Below are 17,189 nucleotides of genomic sequence, written 5' to 3'. Positions count from 1 at the left end.
GCAGCACATAACGCACCATCCGGCCCGATGACCGTGAACGGCCGCAACAAGCCCGGGCCGTCCCGGGCGTCGTGGGCTCAGTGCCCCGTCCTGCCACCGGCCGGCCAGGCCGAAGGGACGCCCGCATGTCGACCACCATCGCCGTCATCCTGCTGGTCGCCGTGCTGGTGCTGATCGCCAGCGTCTTCTACTTCGGACAGCGGCTGCTGGCCGAGAGCGTCGGGACCCGGCGAGCCCGGCCGGAGGCGGGCGAGCCCGAGCCGGTCGAACCGGCGAACGGGCAGAGTGCCGCCCAGCAACCGGCCCCGATCAGCGACGCCGACCGCGAGGAGCTCATCGCCGAGGGACGTGCCGCCGGGCTGGCCGAGGGTCACGCGGCCGGTTACGCCCAAGGCCGGCGGGCCGGTCGCAACGAGGCGAAGGCTGCCGCGCTGGTCGAGGCCCGGATGACCGCCAAGCGGCAGCTCAGCGCCGAGTTCGACGTCGCCGCCCGCGAACGGATCAGGGAAGAGCTGCAGGACGCCGTGCGCGAGGAGGTCCGCGAGGAGCTCGAGGACGAGATCGAGGCCACCCGCCGCGCGGCGCTGGCCGACGCGAAGGCGACCCGGGTGGCCGCCCAGGGCATCCGCGCGAAGATCAACGCCGAGATCGCCGGCGCGCGGCGCGCTGCCGAGCTCGAGATCAGTGAGCTGATGCTCTCCAGCCGGCAGGACGCCGAGAAGGAGGCTGCCCGGATCGTCGAGCGCTCCCGAGAGGCGCTGGCCGACGTTCACCGCCGCGAACAGCGCCTCGTGGAGCGCGAGGATCGCCTCGACGCGGAGCTGAAGCGGATCGAGCTACGCCTCGACGAGCTGCGCGAGGCCGAGGATCGCGCGGTCGACCGCGAGAACGAGCTGGCGCTTCGCGAGGACTCCGCCCGTGGCGAGCTCGAGCGGATCGCGGGGCTCACGGCCGCCGAGGCCAAGGACGAGCTGATCGCGGCGCAGGAGTCCGCCGCCAGGCGCGAGGCCGCGGTGACCGCTCGCCGGATCGAGCAGGAGGCGAGCGAGCAGGCCACGGCGCGCGCGAAGGTGATCGTCGCCGATGCGATCGCCCGAGTCGCCAGCGAGCAAACCGCCGAGAGCGTCGTGGTGGTGATGCCGCTGCCCAACGACGACATGAAGGGCCGCATCATCGGGCGCGAGGGGCGCAACATCCGGGCCTTCGAGCAGGCGACGGGGGTCAACCTGATCATCGACGACACGCCCGAGGCGGTGCTGTTGTCCTGCTTCGATCCGGTGCGCCGCGAGATCGGACGGCTCACCCTGCACAAGCTGGTCTCCGACGGCCGCATCCATCCGCACCGCATCGAGGAGGCGTATGAACGCAGCAAGGCCGAGGTAGACGAGGTGTGCGCCAAGGCCGCCGAGGACGCGCTGCTGGAGGTCGGGATCGATGACCTGCACCCCGAGCTGAAACGGCTGCTGGGCCGGCTGCGCTTTCGCACCTCCTACGGCCAGAACGTGCTGCTGCACCTGGTCGAGAGTGCCCACATCGCCGGGGCGATCGCCGGCGAGCTCGGCGTCCCGTCCGAGCTGGTCAAGCGCGGCGCCTTCCTGCACGACATCGGCAAGGCCGTGACTCACGAGATGGAGGGCTCGCACGCCATAATCGGGGCGCGGCTCGCCGCGCGGTACGGCGAGTCGCCGGAGGTCGTGCACGCGATCGAGGCGCACCACAACGAGGTCGCTCCGCAAACGGTGGAGGCGGTGTTGACCCAGGCCGCTGACAGTTGCTCGGGCGGGCGCCCCGGGGCGAGGCGCGAGAGCGTCGAGGCGTACGTCGAGCGCCTCGAGCGGATCGAGAAGATCGCCTCGGGCCACGACGGCGTCGAGAAGGTCTTCGCGATGCAGGCCGGGCGCGAGGTACGCATCATGGTGCGCCCCTCCGAGGTGGACGACGCCGGCTCGCACCAGCTGGCCAAGGACGTCGCCGCGCAGATCGAGTCCGAGCTGACCTATCCGGGGCAGATCCGGGTCACCGTTGTACGCGAGTCGCGAGCCAGCGAGCTCGCGCGCTGACCCGCGGGCCTAGCAGGCCTAGTCCGCCGCCGGGCTCGACGGGGAGCCGGACGTCTGCGGTGTGCACGAGTCCGGCCGGGGAGCCCGGGGCGCCTCGACCACTCCCTTGCCCAGCGTGGACTCGAAGGCGGCCTTCCAGGAGCCGTCCTCGTAGGCCTTCAGCAGCGATTCGCGGAGGAAATGGCACATCTGGACATCACCGTGCCGGAAGCCGATCCCGTACCGCTGGTTGCCGAACGGGGAGCCGACGATCTGCACGTCGTCCGGGTGCTGCTCGACGAACCCGGCCAGGATCGCCCCGTCCGTCGAGACGATGTCGAGCTCGCCGTCCACCAGCGCTTCTACGCAGGCGGCGTACGACGTGTACGCCTTCGTGATCGCACCGTGCTCCACGAGCACCTCGTCCGACTCGGAGCCGGCCACCGAGCACAGGGTGCGCCCCTCCACGTCGTCCAGCCCCGTGATGTCCGAGTCGTCCTGCACCATGAGCTGCTGCCCGGTGATGTAGTACGGGCCCGCCTGACCGACGACCGCGGCGCGCTCCTCGGTCATGCTGTAGGTCGCGATGACCAGATCGACCTTCGCCGAAGTGAGGACGTACTCGCGATCGGCCGTCCCCACCGGGACCCACTGGATGCCCTCGGGGGCGACCTGCAGGTCTTCGGCGATGATCTTCGCGATCTCGATGTCGAAGCCCGTCGGTTCGGCACCGCCGGGGGAGCCGGGCGGCAGGTAGCCGATGTCGGGAATGTCGGTCTTCACACCGATGCGCACGGTTCCGGAGGTGGCAATCTGCGCCATCGTGGTTCCCTCGGGGAAGGGCGGAGCCTCGCTGGTGCTCGGGACCGCCTCGGGCGTAGTCCCGGTGCCGCACCCCGCGAGCGCCAGTGCCGCCATAGCTGCCCCCGCAGCGGCTCGTGCTCGGCGCACGTCACCTCCCCGAAGATCGTCCGGTGCCATCCTAGCGACGACCGGACTGCCGCGTACTCTGGATGCGCTATGACCATCTCACCCAACGCCGCGCGCACCTACGAGATCAAGACGTACGGCTGCCAGATGAACAACCACGACTCCGAGCGGCTTGCCGGAGTCCTCGAGAGCAATGGGTACGTCGCCGCGCCCGCGGGGGAGCAGGCCGACGTGGTCGTGTTCAACACGTGCGCGGTTCGCGAGAACGCCGACAACAAGCTCTACGGGAATCTCTCCCACCTGGCGCCCGTCAAGCGGGCCCGGCCCGACCTGCAGATCGCCGTCGGCGGATGCCTCGCGCAGAAGGACAAGCAAAGCATCGTCGACCGAGCGCCGTATGTCGACGTGGTCTTCGGCACGCACAACGTCGGGTCGTTGCCGGCGCTGCTGGAGCGCTCCCGGCACAACAAGCAGGCCGAGGTCGAGATCCTTGAGTCACTCGAGCAGTTTCCCTCATCGCTGCCGGCCAAGCGGGAGTCGGCGTACGCCGGATGGGTGTCCATCTCGGTCGGCTGCAACAACACCTGCACCTTCTGCATCGTGCCAGCGCTGCGCGGCCGTGAGCGAGACCGCCGGCCGGGAGAGATCCTCTCCGAGGTTCAAGCGCTGGTCGACGACGGCGTCCTCGAGGTGACCCTGCTGGGGCAGAACGTCAACGCGTACGGCGTGGAGTTCGGCGACCGGTCCGCGTTCGCGAACCTGCTGCGCGCCTGCGGTGAGATCGACGGGCTGGAGCGGGTCCGGTTCACCTCCCCGCATCCCCGCGACTTCACCGACGAGGTCATCGAGGCCATGGCGCAGACGCCGAATGTGTGTCACCAGCTGCACATGCCGCTGCAGTCCGGCTCGGCCGATGTGCTCAGGCGGATGCGGCGTTCCTACCGGCCCGACCGCTTCTTGGGGATCCTCGACCGCGTACGCGAGGCGATGCCGGACGCCGCCATCACCACCGACATCATCGTCGGCTTCCCGGGAGAGACCGACGAGGACTTCGAGGCGACCATGGACGTCGTCCGCCGGGCGCGCTTCGCCAGCGCGTTCACGTTCCAGTACTCGTCGCGTCCGGGCACGCCTGCGGCGACGATGGACAACCAGGTGCCCAAGCGGATAGTGCAGGAACGTTACGAGCGACTGGTCGAGCTGCAGAACCAGATCAGCTGGGACGAGAACAAACGGCTTGTCGGCCGCGAGGTCGAGTTGCTCGTCGCCGTGGGCGAGGGCCGCAAGGACGCCGACACCCACCGGATGTCCGGGCGGGCTCGCGACGGCCGGCTGGTGCACTTCACCCCGGCCGGCAGCGCGATCGACCGCAGCATCCGACCCGGCGACATCGTGACCACCACGGTCACCTACGCCGCACCACACCACCTGAACGCCGACGGCCTGGTCCGCACCCACCGGCGTACCCGCGCCGGCGACATCCACGAGGCGGCTACCTCGGGTCCCGGGACGCAGCCCAGCGTCATGCTAGGGATGCCGACGGTGCGGCGGGCGGCTTCGGCGCCGCAGCGCTAGTGCTCGCCGGACCGAGGCCACGGAAAGTGAGCCACAGCCCCAGGCCCAGCTCCCAGATGGCGATCGGCGCGGTGGCGGGGCATGACAGGCCTTTCGGTGAGCATGCGCAACCTGGCAACGCGGCTCAATGTCGTGCCGAGCGGCTGCACGTGCAGGGCTGGCGCTCGGGTCCGCCGTCGGGCTAGGAGGCCACCGACTTCTCGGCCTCGCTGAGCCACTGCTGCTTGGCCTCGAGGTTCGCCTGGGCCTCGGCGATCTTCTTCGCGTTGCCGGACGCCTGGGCCTTCTCGAGCTGCTTGCGCGCCTTCTCGACGTTCTCGCGCATGCTCAGCAGCAACGGGTTGGACCGGGCGGTCGACTTCTTCCACTCGGCGTCCTCGGCATCACGTACGCGGCGCTCCACCTGACGCATCCGCTCCTCGAGCGGGCGCATCGCCTCGCGGGGTACGTGCCCGATCTGTTCCCACTTCTCCTGCATCTCGCGCAGGCTCGCCTTGGCCGCGTCGAGGTCGGCGGCCGGGTCGATCTTGCCCGAGTATTCCTCGAGGAGCGCCTCCTTCGCCTTCTGGTTGTCGGCGTACGACGCATCGCGCTCGTTGAGCACCGCCGAGCGTGCTCCGAAGAACGTGTCCTGTGCCTCGCGGAAGGCGGCCCAGAGCTTGTCCTCGGAGTCCCGGGTCGCCCGCCCGGCGGCCTTCCACTCGCTCATCAGCGACTTCATCCGCGACGCGGTCGGGCCCCAGTCGGTCGAGTCGGCGAGCTCCTGAGCCTCGGCGACGATGCGCTCCTTGACCGCCTTGGACTCCTCGCGCTGCTTGTCCAGCGCGGCGAAGTGTGCGCCGCGAGCCTTCCCGAAGGCGTCCCGCGCCTCCTTGAAGCGCTTCCACAGGGCGTCGTCGGTCTTGCGGTCGACCCCTTTGATGGCCTTCCAGTCCTCGATGATCGAGCGCAGCCGGTCCCCGGAGGCCTTCCACTGCGTCGAGGTCGCGAGCCGCTCTGCCTCGGCGACGAGCGCTTCCTTCGCCGCGACGGCGTCCGCCCGGGCCTGTGCCTTCGCAGCCTGGGCCTGCTCGCGCTTGGCGGCGGTCTGCTCGATCACCGCATCCAGTCGCGCGCCGAGCGCGGCCAGATCGCCGATCGCGTGCGCCTCACTCAGCGAGTCCTTCAGCGTCCGTGCCGAGTTCGCGAGCGCGGTGGCGTCGGTGGACGGCGACTTCAGCCGGTTCTCGAGCAGGATGACCTCGGTCTCGAGGTCCTCGAAGCGACGCACGAAATGCGCGAGGCCCTCCTCAGGGGTACCGGCCTGCCACGAGCCGATCGGACGGTCACCGTCAGCCGAGTGCACATAGACCGCGCCGTCATCGTCGACGCGACCCCACTCGTTGCTCGCTGCCATGTCCGAGACCTCCGTGGTTGAGATGGCCTGCATACGTGATTGTGGCATTGTCACAGACTGGGCGCCTCCGGTCACCGCTCGGGTGCGGCAAAGCCAGACGATAGCCTCATGTGGTGGCAGTGCAGCAGGTGACCCGAGTGGCGATATGCCCGAGCCCGCCCGCGCTGCTCCCCGGTGCCACGGGCGCGAGCACCGTCGTCGAGATCGAAAGGCTGCGCGAGTGTGCGCTCCAGGTGGTGCGCTGGCTGAGCGAGCTGGGCGAGCCGGTGCTGGTGCTGGCATCGGGCACGCCGCGACAGGTCGATGAGGGAACGCGACTGTCCGCGCGAGCGTTTGGAATCGGCTTCGAGTCGCAGCTTGGTGCGCGCCGCGATCCCGCTCGGGCGGTCACCCCGGCCGAGCCCGGCCTGCTGGTCGCGGCCTATCTGCTCGACGGGCATCCGGCGTCCGCCCGCACCCTGCGCGATCCGGACCTGGCAACAGTGCAGCTGCCTCGCCACCCGGCCCGCGCGCTCCTTGTCATGGGTGGCGGCTCGGCCCGCAGGCGTGAGGGCGCGCCCGGTCACGTCGACGACCGGGCGATGCCCTATGACGATCAGCTCGTCGCCCGGATCGCGCGCCCGGACCTCGACGCGCTGAGCACGCCCGACCTCGCCCTCGCGGACGAGCTGCTCGCCGACCTTCCCGCGCCGCTGGCGGTCGCGGCGCGGCTGCTCGAAGGCCGCACCGTCCGATCCCGGGTCGACTCGTACGACGCGCCATACGGCGTAGCCGACATCGTGGCGCGCTGGTGGACCGATGACTGAGCTGATCGTCGTGCTTGGACCGACGGCGTCCGGCAAGACCTCCCTCGCGTTGGACCTCGCTGAACGACTCGGCGGCCCGGACCGCACCGAGATCGTCAATGCGGACTCGATGCAGGTATACCGCGGCATGGACATCGGCACGGCGAAGATCGGCCGGCACGAGCAGCGCGGCATCGCACATCATCTGTTCGACGTGTGGCCGGTCGATCACGCGGTCACCGTCGCCGAGTACCAGGCGCTGGCCCGCGAGACGATCGCGGACATAGGGCGACGCGGTAGGCGGGCGATCCTGGTCGGCGGGTCGGGGCTCTACATCACCGCGACCCTCGACGATCTGCGCTTCCCCGGCACGGACCCGGTCGTGCGCGCCCGACTGGAGGCCGAGCTGGCGGACGCCGGACCGATTCCTCTGCATCGGCGGCTGCGGGCACTCGACCCGGCGGCGGCCGAGGCGATCCTGCCCACCAACGGCCGACGGATCGTACGGGCGCTGGAGGTCATCGAGATCACCGGGGAGCCGTTCACCGCCACCCTCCCGGACCGCGCCCGCCCGGTGCTGCCCGCGGTACAGATCGGGCTCGACTGGCCCACCGAGCGGCTCTACGAGCGGATCGCGGAACGCGTCGACCTGATGTGGGCAGCGGGACTGGTCGACGAGGTGCGCAGGCTGCGACCGCAGATCGACACCGCCCGCACCGCGAGCCGGGCGCTGGGTTACGCGCAGGTCCTCGCCTTCCTGCGCGGCGAGATCACTGAACGGCAGGCTCGCGAGGACACGGTGACCGCGACCCGCCGGTTCGCGCGGCGGCAGCGCTCCTGGTTCGCGCGTGACGACCGGATCCACTGGCTCGATGCCACACGTGACGACCTCGTCGATGCCGCTGTCCGTACCATCGACCCGTGAGCAGCATCCCTTTCGCCAAAGGTCACGGCACGGAGAACGACTTCGTGCTCCTTCCCGATGTCGACGGCGTCCGCGAGCTGTCCGTCGACCAGATCGCCTTGGTGACCGACCGGCGGCGGGGGATCGGCGGTGACGGCGTCCTGCGCGTGGTGCGCTCACGGCATGTCGCGGACGCCTCGACCGATGCCGAGTGGTTCATGGACTACCGCAACGCGGACGGCTCCATCGCCGAGATGTGCGGCAACGGCGTCCGGGTGTTCGCCCGGTACCTCCGGGAGGAGGGGCTGGCCGACGGACCCGCGATCGACATCGGCACCCGCGCCGGCACGAAGCGCGCGCTGTTCGAGGACGACGGAAGCATCACCGTCGACATGGGGCCACCACAGCTGCTCGGTGAGAGCGTCACCGCCGTCAATGGGCGGAAGCTGACTGGCCTCGGGGTGTCGATGGGCAACCCGCACCTGGCGATCGACCTCGCCGGCAGCGGCCTGGAACTCGACGACCTCGACCTGAGTGACGAGCCGGCGTACGACCGCTCCTTCTACCCGGAGGGCGTAAACCAGGAGATGTACGTGGACGCCGACCCGATCGACGGCGCAGACCTGCACGTGCGGATGCGGGTGCACGAACGCGGGGTGGGGGAGACCCGTTCCTGCGGCACCGGGATCTGCGCCGTCGCCGTCGCCGCGCTCGCCCGGCAGGGCGTCGAACGCGGCTCGGTGGTGGTGGACGTCCCGGGTGGGCGCCTGTTCACCCAGGTCGGCCCTGAGCGGATCCTGCTGCGCGGCCCGGCCGTCATCGTTGCCCGCGGAGCGATCGAGCTGTGATCCGTATAGCGCTCGCGTCGGGTCGGAGGCGCGGATAACTCGCGTGCGGTGCGCGCCGCTTCGTGAAACGATGGATCGGATATGACAACAGATCTGCCGTTCGCCGACACCGGCGATTTCGATCTCGAGGACCGCCAGTCCCTGCGCCGCGTGGCGGGATTGTCCACCGAGCTTGAGGACATCACCGAGGTCGAGTACCGCCAGCTGCGCCTGGAGAAGGTGGTGCTCGTTGGCGTCCAGCTCGGCGAGCTGCGGGATGCGGAGAACTCACTGCTCGAGCTGGCCGCACTGGCCGAGACCGCTGGCTCACAGGTCATGGACGGCGTCCTGCAGCGGCGGGTCAAGCCCGACCCCGCGACCTTCATCGGGTCGGGCAAGGCACGTGAGCTGGCCTCCATCGTCGCCGCTACCGGCGCTGACACGGTGATCGCCGACAGCGAGCTGACGCCGTCCCAGCGCCGCGCGCTCGAGGACATCGTCAAGGTGAAGGTCATCGACCGGACGGCGCTGATCCTCGACATCTTCGCCCAGCACGCCAAGAGCCGCGAGGGCAAGGCGCAGGTCGAGCTGGCGCAGCTGCAGTACCTGCTCCCGCGACTGCGCGGCTGGGGGGAGTCGATGTCGCGTCAGGCCGGTGGCCGGGTCGCCGGCGGCGAGGGCATCGGCTCCCGCGGACCCGGTGAGACCAAGATCGAGCTCGACCGCCGACGCATCAACTCCCGCATCGCCCGGCTGCGCCGCGACATATCTTCGATGAAGACCGGTCGCGACACCAAGCGTTCCTCCCGGCGCCGTTCTGAGATCCCGTCGGTCGTCATCGCGGGTTACACGAATGCCGGCAAGTCCACGCTCATCAACCGGCTGACCGGCGCTGGCGTGCTGGTGGAGAACGCCCTGTTCGCCACCCTCGATCCGACCGTGCGACGCGCCGAGACCGCCGACGGCCGCGAGTACACCATCAGCGACACGGTCGGCTTCGTGCGCTCCCTGCCGCACCAGCTGGTGGAGGCATTCCGCTCCACGCTGGAGGAGGTCGAGGACGCCGACCTGGTGCTGCACGTCGTCGACGGCTCGCATCCCGACCCGGAGGGCCAGATCAGCGCCGTTCGCGAGGTGTTCGCCGACATTGGCGCCACCGAGGTCACCGAGCTTGTCGTGATCAACAAGGCGGACGCCGCCGCGCCCGAAACGCTCGACCGGTTGCTGCGGGCCATCCCGGGCGCGGTCGCCGTCTCGGCGCGGACCGGCGAAGGGATGGGCGCGCTGCGCGCGGCGATCGACACCGCACTGCCGCGTCCGGCGGTGGCCGTCGACGTCGTGATCCCCTACGACCGCGGCGACCTGGTCGCACTGCTGCACGAGAAGGCCGATGTCGAGAGCATCGACTACACGCCTGAGGGCACCGCGGTCATCGCGAAGGCCTACCCGTCCGTGGCGTCCGTGGTCGAACCGTTCGCGCGCGTGGCCCCGTAGTCTGTTTCGGTGAGCTCGTTCGCACCATCCGACCTGCCGACCTCCGCCACCACAGGCAACGTCGACGGCGCATGGGCGAGCCCATACGCGGCCTTCCGACCGCGGAGCTGGCAGGTAGCAGTCGCGGCTGCGGTGTTCGTCTGGCTGCTGGTTGACGTGCTGCTCAGCGGGCCCCTACGCGGCCTGGACCGGCAGATCGCACCAGCGCTGCTCGACCTCGGCATGCGGGAGCACTCGTCACTTCGCCACCTCGGATTCGCCCTCAGCCAGGCCGGCGGGCGTGGCACGAACCTGATCTGGATCGCGGTGCTCTGCGCCGTCGTGCTCTACCGCCATCGCACGTTCGCCCCGTTCGTCAAGGCGTTGAGCGCCACAGGCGTGATGTTCGTGGCGGTCTACCCGTTCAAGGAGTGGCTCTCGCGCAGCTACCCTGCCGACCCGCGCGGCGACTACTTCCACGCTGCCGGAGGCCTCGGGGGCGCCTTCCCCTCGGGGCATCAGGCCAATGCGACCCTGCTGGCCAGCGTGGGCGCGTGGATCGCCTTCGAGCACATCCGGGCCGTCTGGGTCCGGCGGGTCATCGGTGCCTATGCGCTGGCCGCACCGTTCGTGTCGGCGATCGCGGTTCTGCTGATGGGCTATCACTGGCTGACCGATGTCGTCGCCGGCACCTGCGCCGGCGTTGTCCTGCTGGCCTTCATCAGGTGGGTGTGGGCCACCCCGGTCGGGCTGCGGGTCGAGGCGGCGCTGAGCCTGCACCGCGGATGAGCCGGCGCCGGTGGCTGGCCGTGGCGCTGTCGGCTGCGGTGCTGGCATCGCCGCACCTGGCGTACGCCGAGGATGGGCAGGCAGCGACGGAGCAGTGCCTCGTCCTCGATCCGCGCATCGTCGAGGGCAGCGGGCTAGTCGCAACCGAGGACGGCTACCGGATCGTGAACGACGGCGGGGAGCACGTGACTGTCTTTCGGCTGGACCACTCCTGCGCCGTGACTGGGACGACGGAGGCGGCGATCGACCCGTACGACGTCGAGGACCTCGCCCTCGGACCCGACGGCTCGCTGTGGCTGGCGGACATCGGTGACAACCGGATTGCCCGGGCCAGCGTCGCGATCATCGTGGTCCCGGACGAACCCGGCGCGGTGACCGGCGCTCTGCGTCGCCTGCAGTATCCGGACGGTCCACGCGACGCCGAGTCGATGATCGTCGACGACGAGGGCAGGGCAATCGTGCTCACGAAAACCTTTAGCGGCGTCGTGGGCGTCTACCGGAGCCAGCCGATCGACCTCTCGCCGGACGGGAGCACTGCCCCGCAGCCGCTGGAGAAGCTCGGTGAGTTCCAGCTCCCCGAGACCGGAACAGCCGGCGGCCCGCTCGGACCTCCGCTGGACAACCTGATGGCCACGGGGGCGGCGCGGTGCGCCGACATGGTGGCGCTGCGCACCTACACGGACGTGCATGTCTTGCGGGGCGCGGACCCGGCCACCGCGATCTTCACCGAGCCGGTCGCGACGGCTGCACTGCCGGTGCAGCAGCAGGGCGAGTCGGTGTCGTTCACGCGACCGAGCTGTGATGCCGTGGTGGTGCACGGCGAGGGCAGCGGCGTCCCGATCCACCGGGTCGCCCTGCCGCACCACGACGACGATGACTCCGTGCTGCGCGCACCCACAGCGGCCGAGTCGCCCGCGGCGACCAGCCGGACCGAGGTGGTGATCGTCCTCGCCGGGGCGCTCGCCGCTGCTGGCCTGCTGCTGACGTGGTTGCTGCGTCGCAGGCGGCCGGGTCGGTAGCCGGGCTGCGCTGCGGACTACACCCGTCGCAGCACCGAGACCACACGCCCAAGGACGGTCGCCTCGTCGCCGTTGATCGGCTCGTATGCCGGGTTGTGGGGGATCAGCCAGACGTGGCCGTCACGCATGCGGTAGGTCTTCACGGTCGCCTCGCCGTCGATCATGGCGGCGACGATGTCGCCCTGCTCCGCGACCGGCTGCTGGCGCACGACCACCCAGTCGCCGTCGCAGATCGCAGCATCGACCATCGAGTCGCCGGTCACCTTCAGCAGGAACAGGGTGCCCTCGCCCACCAGCTCGCGCGGCAGTGGGAAGACATCCTCAACAGCCTCTTCGGCAAGGATCGGCCCGCCTGCGGCGATCCGGCCGACGATCGGTACGAAGGTCGGCTCCGGGAGGCTCTGCTGCTCGCCCTGCGGCTCTGCCGGTCGGACGTCGACCGCCCGGGGACGGTTCGGGTCGCGACGCAGAAAGCCCTTGGCCTGCAGCTGGCGCAGCTGGTGCGCCACCGATGACGGGGAGGCCAGACCGACTGCCTCACCGATCTCGCGCACGCTCGGGGGATAGCCCTGTCGCTCGATGGACGAGCGGATGACCTCCATGATGCGCCGCTGGCGGACGGTCAGGCCCGCTTCGTCCGGACGCTCCGGGAACTGATGCACCTGCTCGCGATCCGAGCGGTTCGCGGAGCCGTTCTGCTGGGCCATGCTGTGCCTCCATCACTGCGCGGGCCTGATAGGCCGCGTCCATCGAGCATTGGTGTCATTGTGCCGCCGCGGAGATCACAGTTCAAACACCTGTACGACCGACACGCCGAAAAGTGTTGACACGAGGCGTCCGTCTGCCGCGTAATAGTACGGACGTTCGATTCGAACACTCGTTCGGACCGAGAGGTCGTCTCACGATAACCCCTCGGCTTCCCCGACGTCTCGACCAGACAGGTTGGCGCCCCGGCGAGCAGATCGCCGCGACGAAAACTTGTCGGGGGCAAGGAGTAGATCTCAGGTCATGGCAACCACACCACGCAGCACGCTCGACCGGCCGGCCGCTCACGGGTCGCTGACGGTCTCGTCCTTCGATCGGGTCCGCACCCCGCGAACCGCGGCGGCGCGTCGCCTGTCCCGGCGCCCGGGCGCTTCCCCGGTGCTTGACCCGCGGCGCGACCTGCAGATGTTCGCGCTGGAGCCTGCGCCCAGAGCGGCGCAGGGAGCCAGCGTCGACGAGCTCGCACCGCTGCTGCCGCCGGTCATCTCCGAGCCGCCGCGCTCTCGTCGTCCGGTCGCCGCGCGGCCGGCTCCGGCGCACCGATCCGAGCGGGCGCAGCGCGCCCGCGAACGACATCACGCAGCCGCGTCGCGGCGCACGCGGGTCCGGCTGACGCTGCGCGGCTATTCGGTGCTGCTCGGACTCGTCGTGGCGTGCATTGCAGCGACCTCGGCCTTGACGAACGCCTCGGTCACGACGGCGGTGTCGGTGCCCGCCGCAGAGGTTGTCGTCCAGCCGGGGGAGAGCCTGCACGACGTCGCGGCGCGCGCAGCGGACGGCCGGTCGGTCGATGAGGTGCTCACCGGGATTCGCCAGGCCAACGGTCTGCCCAGCGGAGCGCAGCCCGAGGCCGGGGAGATCCTCCTCGTGCCCGGCTCCTAGCCGCCAGCTGCGACGCGCAAAAAATGTCGGCGCGTTCGACTTGCCGACCGTAGTGGCCGGGGTTAGGGTAGAACACAACATCTTGTGGTTACACGAATGTAGTTCGTCCACAGGTTGTGCACCGGGAGAGGCGTTTCATCCACCGCCTGTCCACAGTGAAAGCCCGGTTGTGCGCAGCGTCATCCACAGCCAGGACCAACGGCACGAGAGGAGTGGCGCGATGCGATGCCCGTACTGCCGCTGCTCCGACTCGCGTGTCGTGGACTCCCGCGAGGTCGACGAGGGTCAGTCGATCCGTCGCCGCCGGTCCTGCCAGGAGTGTGGCCGGCGGTTCACGACGGTCGAGGAGGCCGTCCTCGCGGTCATCAAGCGCAGCGGCGTGAGTGAGCCCTTCAGCCGCGAGAAGGTCATCCGGGGGGTACGTCGCGCGTGCCAGGGACGCCCGGTCGACGAGGACGCGCTGGCGATACTCGCCCAGCGCGTCGAGGAGACCGTGCGCGCCAGCGGCGCGGCGGAGGTTCCCAGCCACGACGTGGGGCTGGCGATCCTCGGACCACTGCGCGAGCTGGACCCGGTGGCCTACCTGCGGTTCGCGAGCGTGTACCGATCGTTCGAGTCGGTGGCCGATTTCGAGCGCGAGATCGCGTTGCTCCGCGACGGCTGCGACCCGGCGCCGCCGGGCGGGACCGGTCAGGCACCGGCGGCCGCATCCGGCCGATAGCCCTCGACAGCCCACATCCAGTCTTCCCAGCACCACCCTCTTCCCACCCCACTTCCGCACAAGGCCAACGCCACTAGCCCGAGAGGATCGGCCCATGACCGAGATCGCCCAGCAGAGGGAGCATCCAGTCCCGAGCGAGCCGCGCTACCCGACCAACGGCCTGAAGGTCGAGCGCGTGTACACCACCCACGGCGTGCACCCCTACGACGAGGTGAGCTGGCAGCGTCGGGACGTCGTGATGACGAACTGGCGCGATGGTTCGGTGAACTTCGAGCAGCGTGGCGTGGAGTTCCCGGAGTTCTGGAGCCTGAACGCCACGAACATCGTGACCACCAAGTACTTCCGCGGCGCCGTGGGCACCGACGCTCGCGAGACCAGCCTGCGACAGCTGATCGACCGGGTGGTCGACAAGTACCGCGAGGCCGGTGAGCTCTACGGCTACTTCGCCAGCCCGGAGGATGCGCGCGTGTTCGGCGAGGAGTTGACCTGGATGCTGCTGCACCAGGTGTTCTCCTTCAACTCCCCGGTGTGGTTCAACGTGGGAACGGCTGCGCCGCAGCAGGTCTCGGCCTGCTTCATCCTCTCGGTCGACGACACTATGGACTCGATCCTGAACTGGTATCGCGAAGAGGGTCTGATATTCAAGGGCGGCTCGGGCGCCGGTCTGAACCTGTCGCGGATCCGTTCGAGCAAGGAGCTGCTGTCCTCCGGCGGCGAGGCATCAGGACCGGTGTCGTTCATGCGCGGCGCCGATGCCAGTGCCGGCACCATCAAGTCCGGCGGTGCGACCCGCCGCGCGGCGAAGATGGTCGTGCTCGATGTCGATCACCCGGATATCGAGGAGTTCATCGAGACCAAGATGCGCGAGGAGGACAAGATCCGCGCGCTGCGCGACGCCGGGTTCGACATGGACCTCGGCGGCAAGGACATCGTTTCGGTCCAGTACCAGAACGCCAACAACTCGGTCCGGGTGAACGATGACTTCATGAAGGCCTACGAGAGCGGCAGCGAGTTCGGGCTGACTGCCCGGCAGACCGGCGAGGTCATCGACACCGTCGATGCGAAGTCGCTGTTCCGCAAGATGGCCGAGGCCGCCTGGTCCTGCGCCGACCCGGGGATCCAGTACGACACGACGATCAACGACTGGCACACCAACCCCGAGTCCGGTCGCATCACGGCCTCCAACCCGTGCTCGGAGTACATGTCGCTGGACAACTCCTCGTGCAACCTGGCCTCGCTGAACCTGATGAAGTTCCGTCAGGACGGCGGCGCGTTCGACGCCGAGAAGTTCGTTAAGGCCGTCGAGCTGATCATCACTGCGATGGACATCTCCATCTGCTTCGCCGACTTCCCGACCGAGCCGATCGGCACCACCACTCGCGCCTACCGCCAGCTCGGCATTGGCTACGCGAACCTCGGCGCGCTGCTGATGGCCGGTGGCCTGGGCTACGACAGCGACGGCGGCCGCGCGCTCGCCGCCGCGATCACCTCCCTGATGACCGGCACCGCCTACCGGCGTTCGGCCGAGCTGGCGGGGATCGTCGGCGCGTACGACGGCTTCGCGCGCAATGCCGATGCGCACGCCCGCGTGATGCGCAAGCACGCGGCGGCCACCGACGCGGCGCGTCCGATGCACGCCAACGACGCGGCCGTGCTTCGCGAGGCGGAGCGGCAGTGGCAGCAGTGCCTGGAGATCGGCAAGGCCAACGGCTGGCGCAATGCGCAGGCCTCGGTCATCGCGCCGACCGGCACGATCGGCTTCATGATGGACTGCGATACCACCGGGATCGAGCCGGACTTCTCGCTGCTGAAGTTCAAGAAGCTCGTCGGCGGCGGCTCGATGCAGATCGTCAACCAGACCGTGCCGATGGCGCTGCGCACCCTGGGCTACCAGGAGGAGCAGATCGAGGCGATCGTCGAGTACATCTCCGAGCACGGGCACGTCGTCGACGCCCCGGGTCTGAAGACCGAGCACTACGAGGTCTTCGACTGCGCCGTCGGCGAGCGGGCGATCTCCCCGATAGGCCATGTGCGGATGATGGCGGCTACCCAGCCGTTCATCTCCGGCGCGATCTCCAAGACGGTCAATATGCCGGAGTCGGCGTCCGTCGAGGAGATCGAGGACATCTACTACCAGGGCTGGAAGCTGGGCCTGAAGGCGCTGGCCATCTACCGCGACAACTGCAAGGTCGGCCAGCCGCTGTCGACCAAGAAGTCCGGTGAGGCGAAGGCCGAGGACGAGCCACCGGCCGTGGTCGAGCATCGCCCCGTGCGCCGCCGCATGCCGAAGCAGCGCCCGTCCACCACGACCTCGTTCAGCGTGGCCGGGGCGGAGGGTTACCTGACTGCGGGGTCCTACCCGAACGACGGACTCGGCGAGGTCTTCCTCAACCTCGGCAAGCAGGGCTCGACGCTGTCGGGCATCATGGACGCCTTCTCGGTGTCGGTGTCGATCGCGCTGCAGTACGGCGTCCCGCTGGAGACGTTCGTGCGCAAGTTCACCAACATGCGCTTCGAGCCGGCCGGCATGACCGACGACCCGGACATCCGGATCGCGTCCTCGGTGGTCGACTACGTCTTCCGCCGTCTGGCGCTGGATCACCTGCCGGCCGAGAAGCGTGAGGAGCTCGGCATCTTCTCCGCGGCCGAGCGGGCCGCGCAGGTCGAGGCGAGCTACTCCTCGCCGGTGGTGCAGACCGCGACCGACGACGAAGCCTCGCAGATCGAGTCGATGTCCAGCACGATCGCCGTCGAGGAGACACCGGCGCAGGGGACCGCCGCCATGCACCAGGCCCCGGAGGCCGTCCACTCGTCCGCCGAGCTGATGGACGTCATCCTGCAAGGCAAGGGCGCCGACGCGCCGCTGTGCATGTCCTGCGGCACGAAGATGCGTCCGGCCGGCTCCTGCTACGTGTGCGAGGGCTGCGGCAGCACCTCAGGCTGCAGCTAGCTGCAGCCTGCGCCGCCGGCGCCCACGACCGAAGAGGGTTTCGCCGCTGCGAGAGGGGATTTTTCCCCTCCCGCGGCGGTGAAGCCCTCTTGCCGGTATCCGGCCTTCGGTGGTTGCGATCGTTGGTGCCACGC

The 17,189-nt window shown here is 69.6% G+C and carries 14 protein-coding genes; 11 read left to right on the top strand and 3 right to left on the bottom strand.

All coding sequences use genetic code 11. From position 1 onward, the window contains the following. Positions 1-125: 125 nt before the first annotated feature. Entirely contained in the window at positions 126-2,060 is a 1,935-nt protein-coding gene (rny, locus tag DAA40_RS02000) for a ribonuclease Y (protein ID WP_106848060.1), read from the top strand. Positions 2,061-2,078: 18 nt separating this feature from the next. Here rny and DAA40_RS01995 read toward each other — a convergent pair whose 3' ends face one another. Next, the gene (locus DAA40_RS01995) at positions 2,079-2,990 is read right to left on the bottom strand and encodes a glutamate ABC transporter substrate-binding protein (RefSeq protein WP_158716176.1); all 912 of its coding nucleotides are present in this window, start codon (positions 2,988-2,990) and stop codon (positions 2,079-2,081) included. Positions 2,991-3,059: 69 nt separating this feature from the next. On the opposite strand from DAA40_RS01995, the gene miaB reads away from it, so the two are divergent. Next, positions 3,060-4,544, top strand: coding sequence for a tRNA (N6-isopentenyl adenosine(37)-C2)-methylthiotransferase MiaB (gene miaB, locus DAA40_RS01990; protein ID WP_106848058.1), 1,485 nt, complete (start codon positions 3,060-3,062; stop codon positions 4,542-4,544). Between the two features lie 181 nt (positions 4,545-4,725). On the opposite strand, the gene DAA40_RS01985 is transcribed toward miaB, so the two are convergent. Next, positions 4,726-5,973 carry a DUF349 domain-containing protein gene (locus tag DAA40_RS01985; protein ID WP_158716175.1) on the bottom strand — a complete coding sequence of 416 codons (1,248 nt, stop codon included), beginning with the start codon at positions 5,971-5,973 and terminating at the stop codon, positions 4,726-4,728. 80 nt (positions 5,974-6,053) lie between these two features. Here DAA40_RS01985 and DAA40_RS16050 point away from each other — a divergent pair, with 80 nt between their 5' ends. The 6 genes from DAA40_RS16050 (at position 6,054) to DAA40_RS01955 (ending at position 11,737) form a co-directional block, all read left to right on the top strand. Continuing rightward, positions 6,054-6,746, top strand: a complete 693-nt coding sequence (locus DAA40_RS16050; RefSeq protein WP_158716174.1) for a hypothetical protein — start codon at positions 6,054-6,056, stop codon at positions 6,744-6,746. After that, on the top strand, positions 6,739-7,650 hold the full coding sequence (miaA, locus tag DAA40_RS01975) for a tRNA (adenosine(37)-N6)-dimethylallyltransferase MiaA (protein WP_106848055.1): 912 nt from the start codon (positions 6,739-6,741) through the stop codon (positions 7,648-7,650). The genes DAA40_RS16050 and miaA overlap by 8 nt, the downstream gene beginning before the upstream one ends. Beyond that, positions 7,647-8,477, top strand: coding sequence for a diaminopimelate epimerase (gene dapF / locus DAA40_RS01970; protein WP_199849460.1), 831 nt, complete (start codon positions 7,647-7,649; stop codon positions 8,475-8,477). The genes miaA and dapF overlap by 4 nt, the downstream gene beginning before the upstream one ends. 81 nt (positions 8,478-8,558) lie before the next feature. Next, entirely contained in the window at positions 8,559-9,950 is a 1,392-nt protein-coding gene (hflX, locus tag DAA40_RS01965; RefSeq protein ID WP_106848054.1) for a GTPase HflX, read from the top strand. Between the two features lie 9 nt (positions 9,951-9,959). After that, the gene (locus DAA40_RS01960) at positions 9,960-10,718 is read left to right on the top strand and encodes a phosphatase PAP2 family protein (RefSeq protein WP_106848053.1); all 759 of its coding nucleotides are present in this window, start codon (positions 9,960-9,962) and stop codon (positions 10,716-10,718) included. Further along, a complete protein-coding gene (locus DAA40_RS01955; RefSeq protein ID WP_106848052.1) occupies positions 10,715-11,737 on the top strand; it encodes a hypothetical protein in 1,023 nt (340 codons plus the stop codon). Before DAA40_RS01960 ends, DAA40_RS01955 begins: the two co-directional genes overlap by 4 nt. A gap of 17 nt (positions 11,738-11,754) precedes the next feature. Here the strand turns inward: DAA40_RS01955 and lexA are convergent, their stop codons facing one another. Continuing rightward, on the bottom strand, positions 11,755-12,339 hold the full coding sequence (lexA, locus tag DAA40_RS01950; protein WP_370430639.1) for a transcriptional repressor LexA: 585 nt from the start codon (positions 12,337-12,339) through the stop codon (positions 11,755-11,757). A 406-nt stretch (positions 12,340-12,745) separates the two neighbouring features. Between lexA and DAA40_RS01945 the strand changes: the two genes are divergently transcribed. The 3 genes from DAA40_RS01945 (at position 12,746) to DAA40_RS01935 (ending at position 17,055) form a co-directional block, all read left to right on the top strand. Next, entirely contained in the window at positions 12,746-13,384 is a 639-nt protein-coding gene (locus DAA40_RS01945) for a LysM peptidoglycan-binding domain-containing protein (protein ID WP_106848050.1), read from the top strand. A gap of 259 nt (positions 13,385-13,643) precedes the next feature. Then, positions 13,644-14,105: a transcriptional regulator NrdR gene (nrdR, locus tag DAA40_RS01940; protein ID WP_234356200.1), complete on the top strand. Its 462-nt coding sequence runs from the start codon at positions 13,644-13,646 to the stop codon at positions 14,103-14,105. Between the two features lie 94 nt (positions 14,106-14,199). Further along, a complete protein-coding gene (locus DAA40_RS01935; RefSeq protein ID WP_106848048.1) occupies positions 14,200-17,055 on the top strand; it encodes a vitamin B12-dependent ribonucleotide reductase in 2,856 nt (951 codons plus the stop codon). Positions 17,056-17,189 lie beyond the last annotated feature (134 nt).

The organism is Blastococcus sp. Marseille-P5729 (genome assembly GCF_900292035.1).
Taxonomy (GTDB): domain Bacteria; phylum Actinomycetota; class Actinomycetes; order Mycobacteriales; family Antricoccaceae; genus Cumulibacter.
The sequence above is the reverse complement of the archived record's forward strand: the minus strand, read 5'-3'. Positions and strand labels throughout refer to the sequence as shown.

Coding starts and splice junctions, on each gene's coding strand:
- rny (WP_106848060.1), top strand. CDS start 126: ATGTCGACCACCATCGCCGTCATCCTGCTGGTCGCCGTGCTGGTGCTG.
- miaB (WP_106848058.1), top strand. CDS start 3,060: ATGACCATCTCACCCAACGCCGCGCGCACCTACGAGATCAAGACGTAC.
- DAA40_RS01985 (WP_158716175.1), bottom strand. CDS start 5,973: ATGCAGGCCATCTCAACCACGGAGGTCTCGGACATGGCAGCGAGCAAC.
- miaA (WP_106848055.1), top strand. CDS start 6,739: ATGACTGAGCTGATCGTCGTGCTTGGACCGACGGCGTCCGGCAAGACC.
- hflX (WP_106848054.1), top strand. CDS start 8,559: ATGACAACAGATCTGCCGTTCGCCGACACCGGCGATTTCGATCTCGAG.
- DAA40_RS01955 (WP_106848052.1), top strand. CDS start 10,715: ATGAGCCGGCGCCGGTGGCTGGCCGTGGCGCTGTCGGCTGCGGTGCTG.
- lexA (WP_370430639.1), bottom strand. CDS start 12,339: ATGGAGGTCATCCGCTCGTCCATCGAGCGACAGGGCTATCCCCCGAGC.
- DAA40_RS01945 (WP_106848050.1), top strand. CDS start 12,746: ATGGCAACCACACCACGCAGCACGCTCGACCGGCCGGCCGCTCACGGG.
- DAA40_RS01935 (WP_106848048.1), top strand. CDS start 14,200: ATGACCGAGATCGCCCAGCAGAGGGAGCATCCAGTCCCGAGCGAGCCG.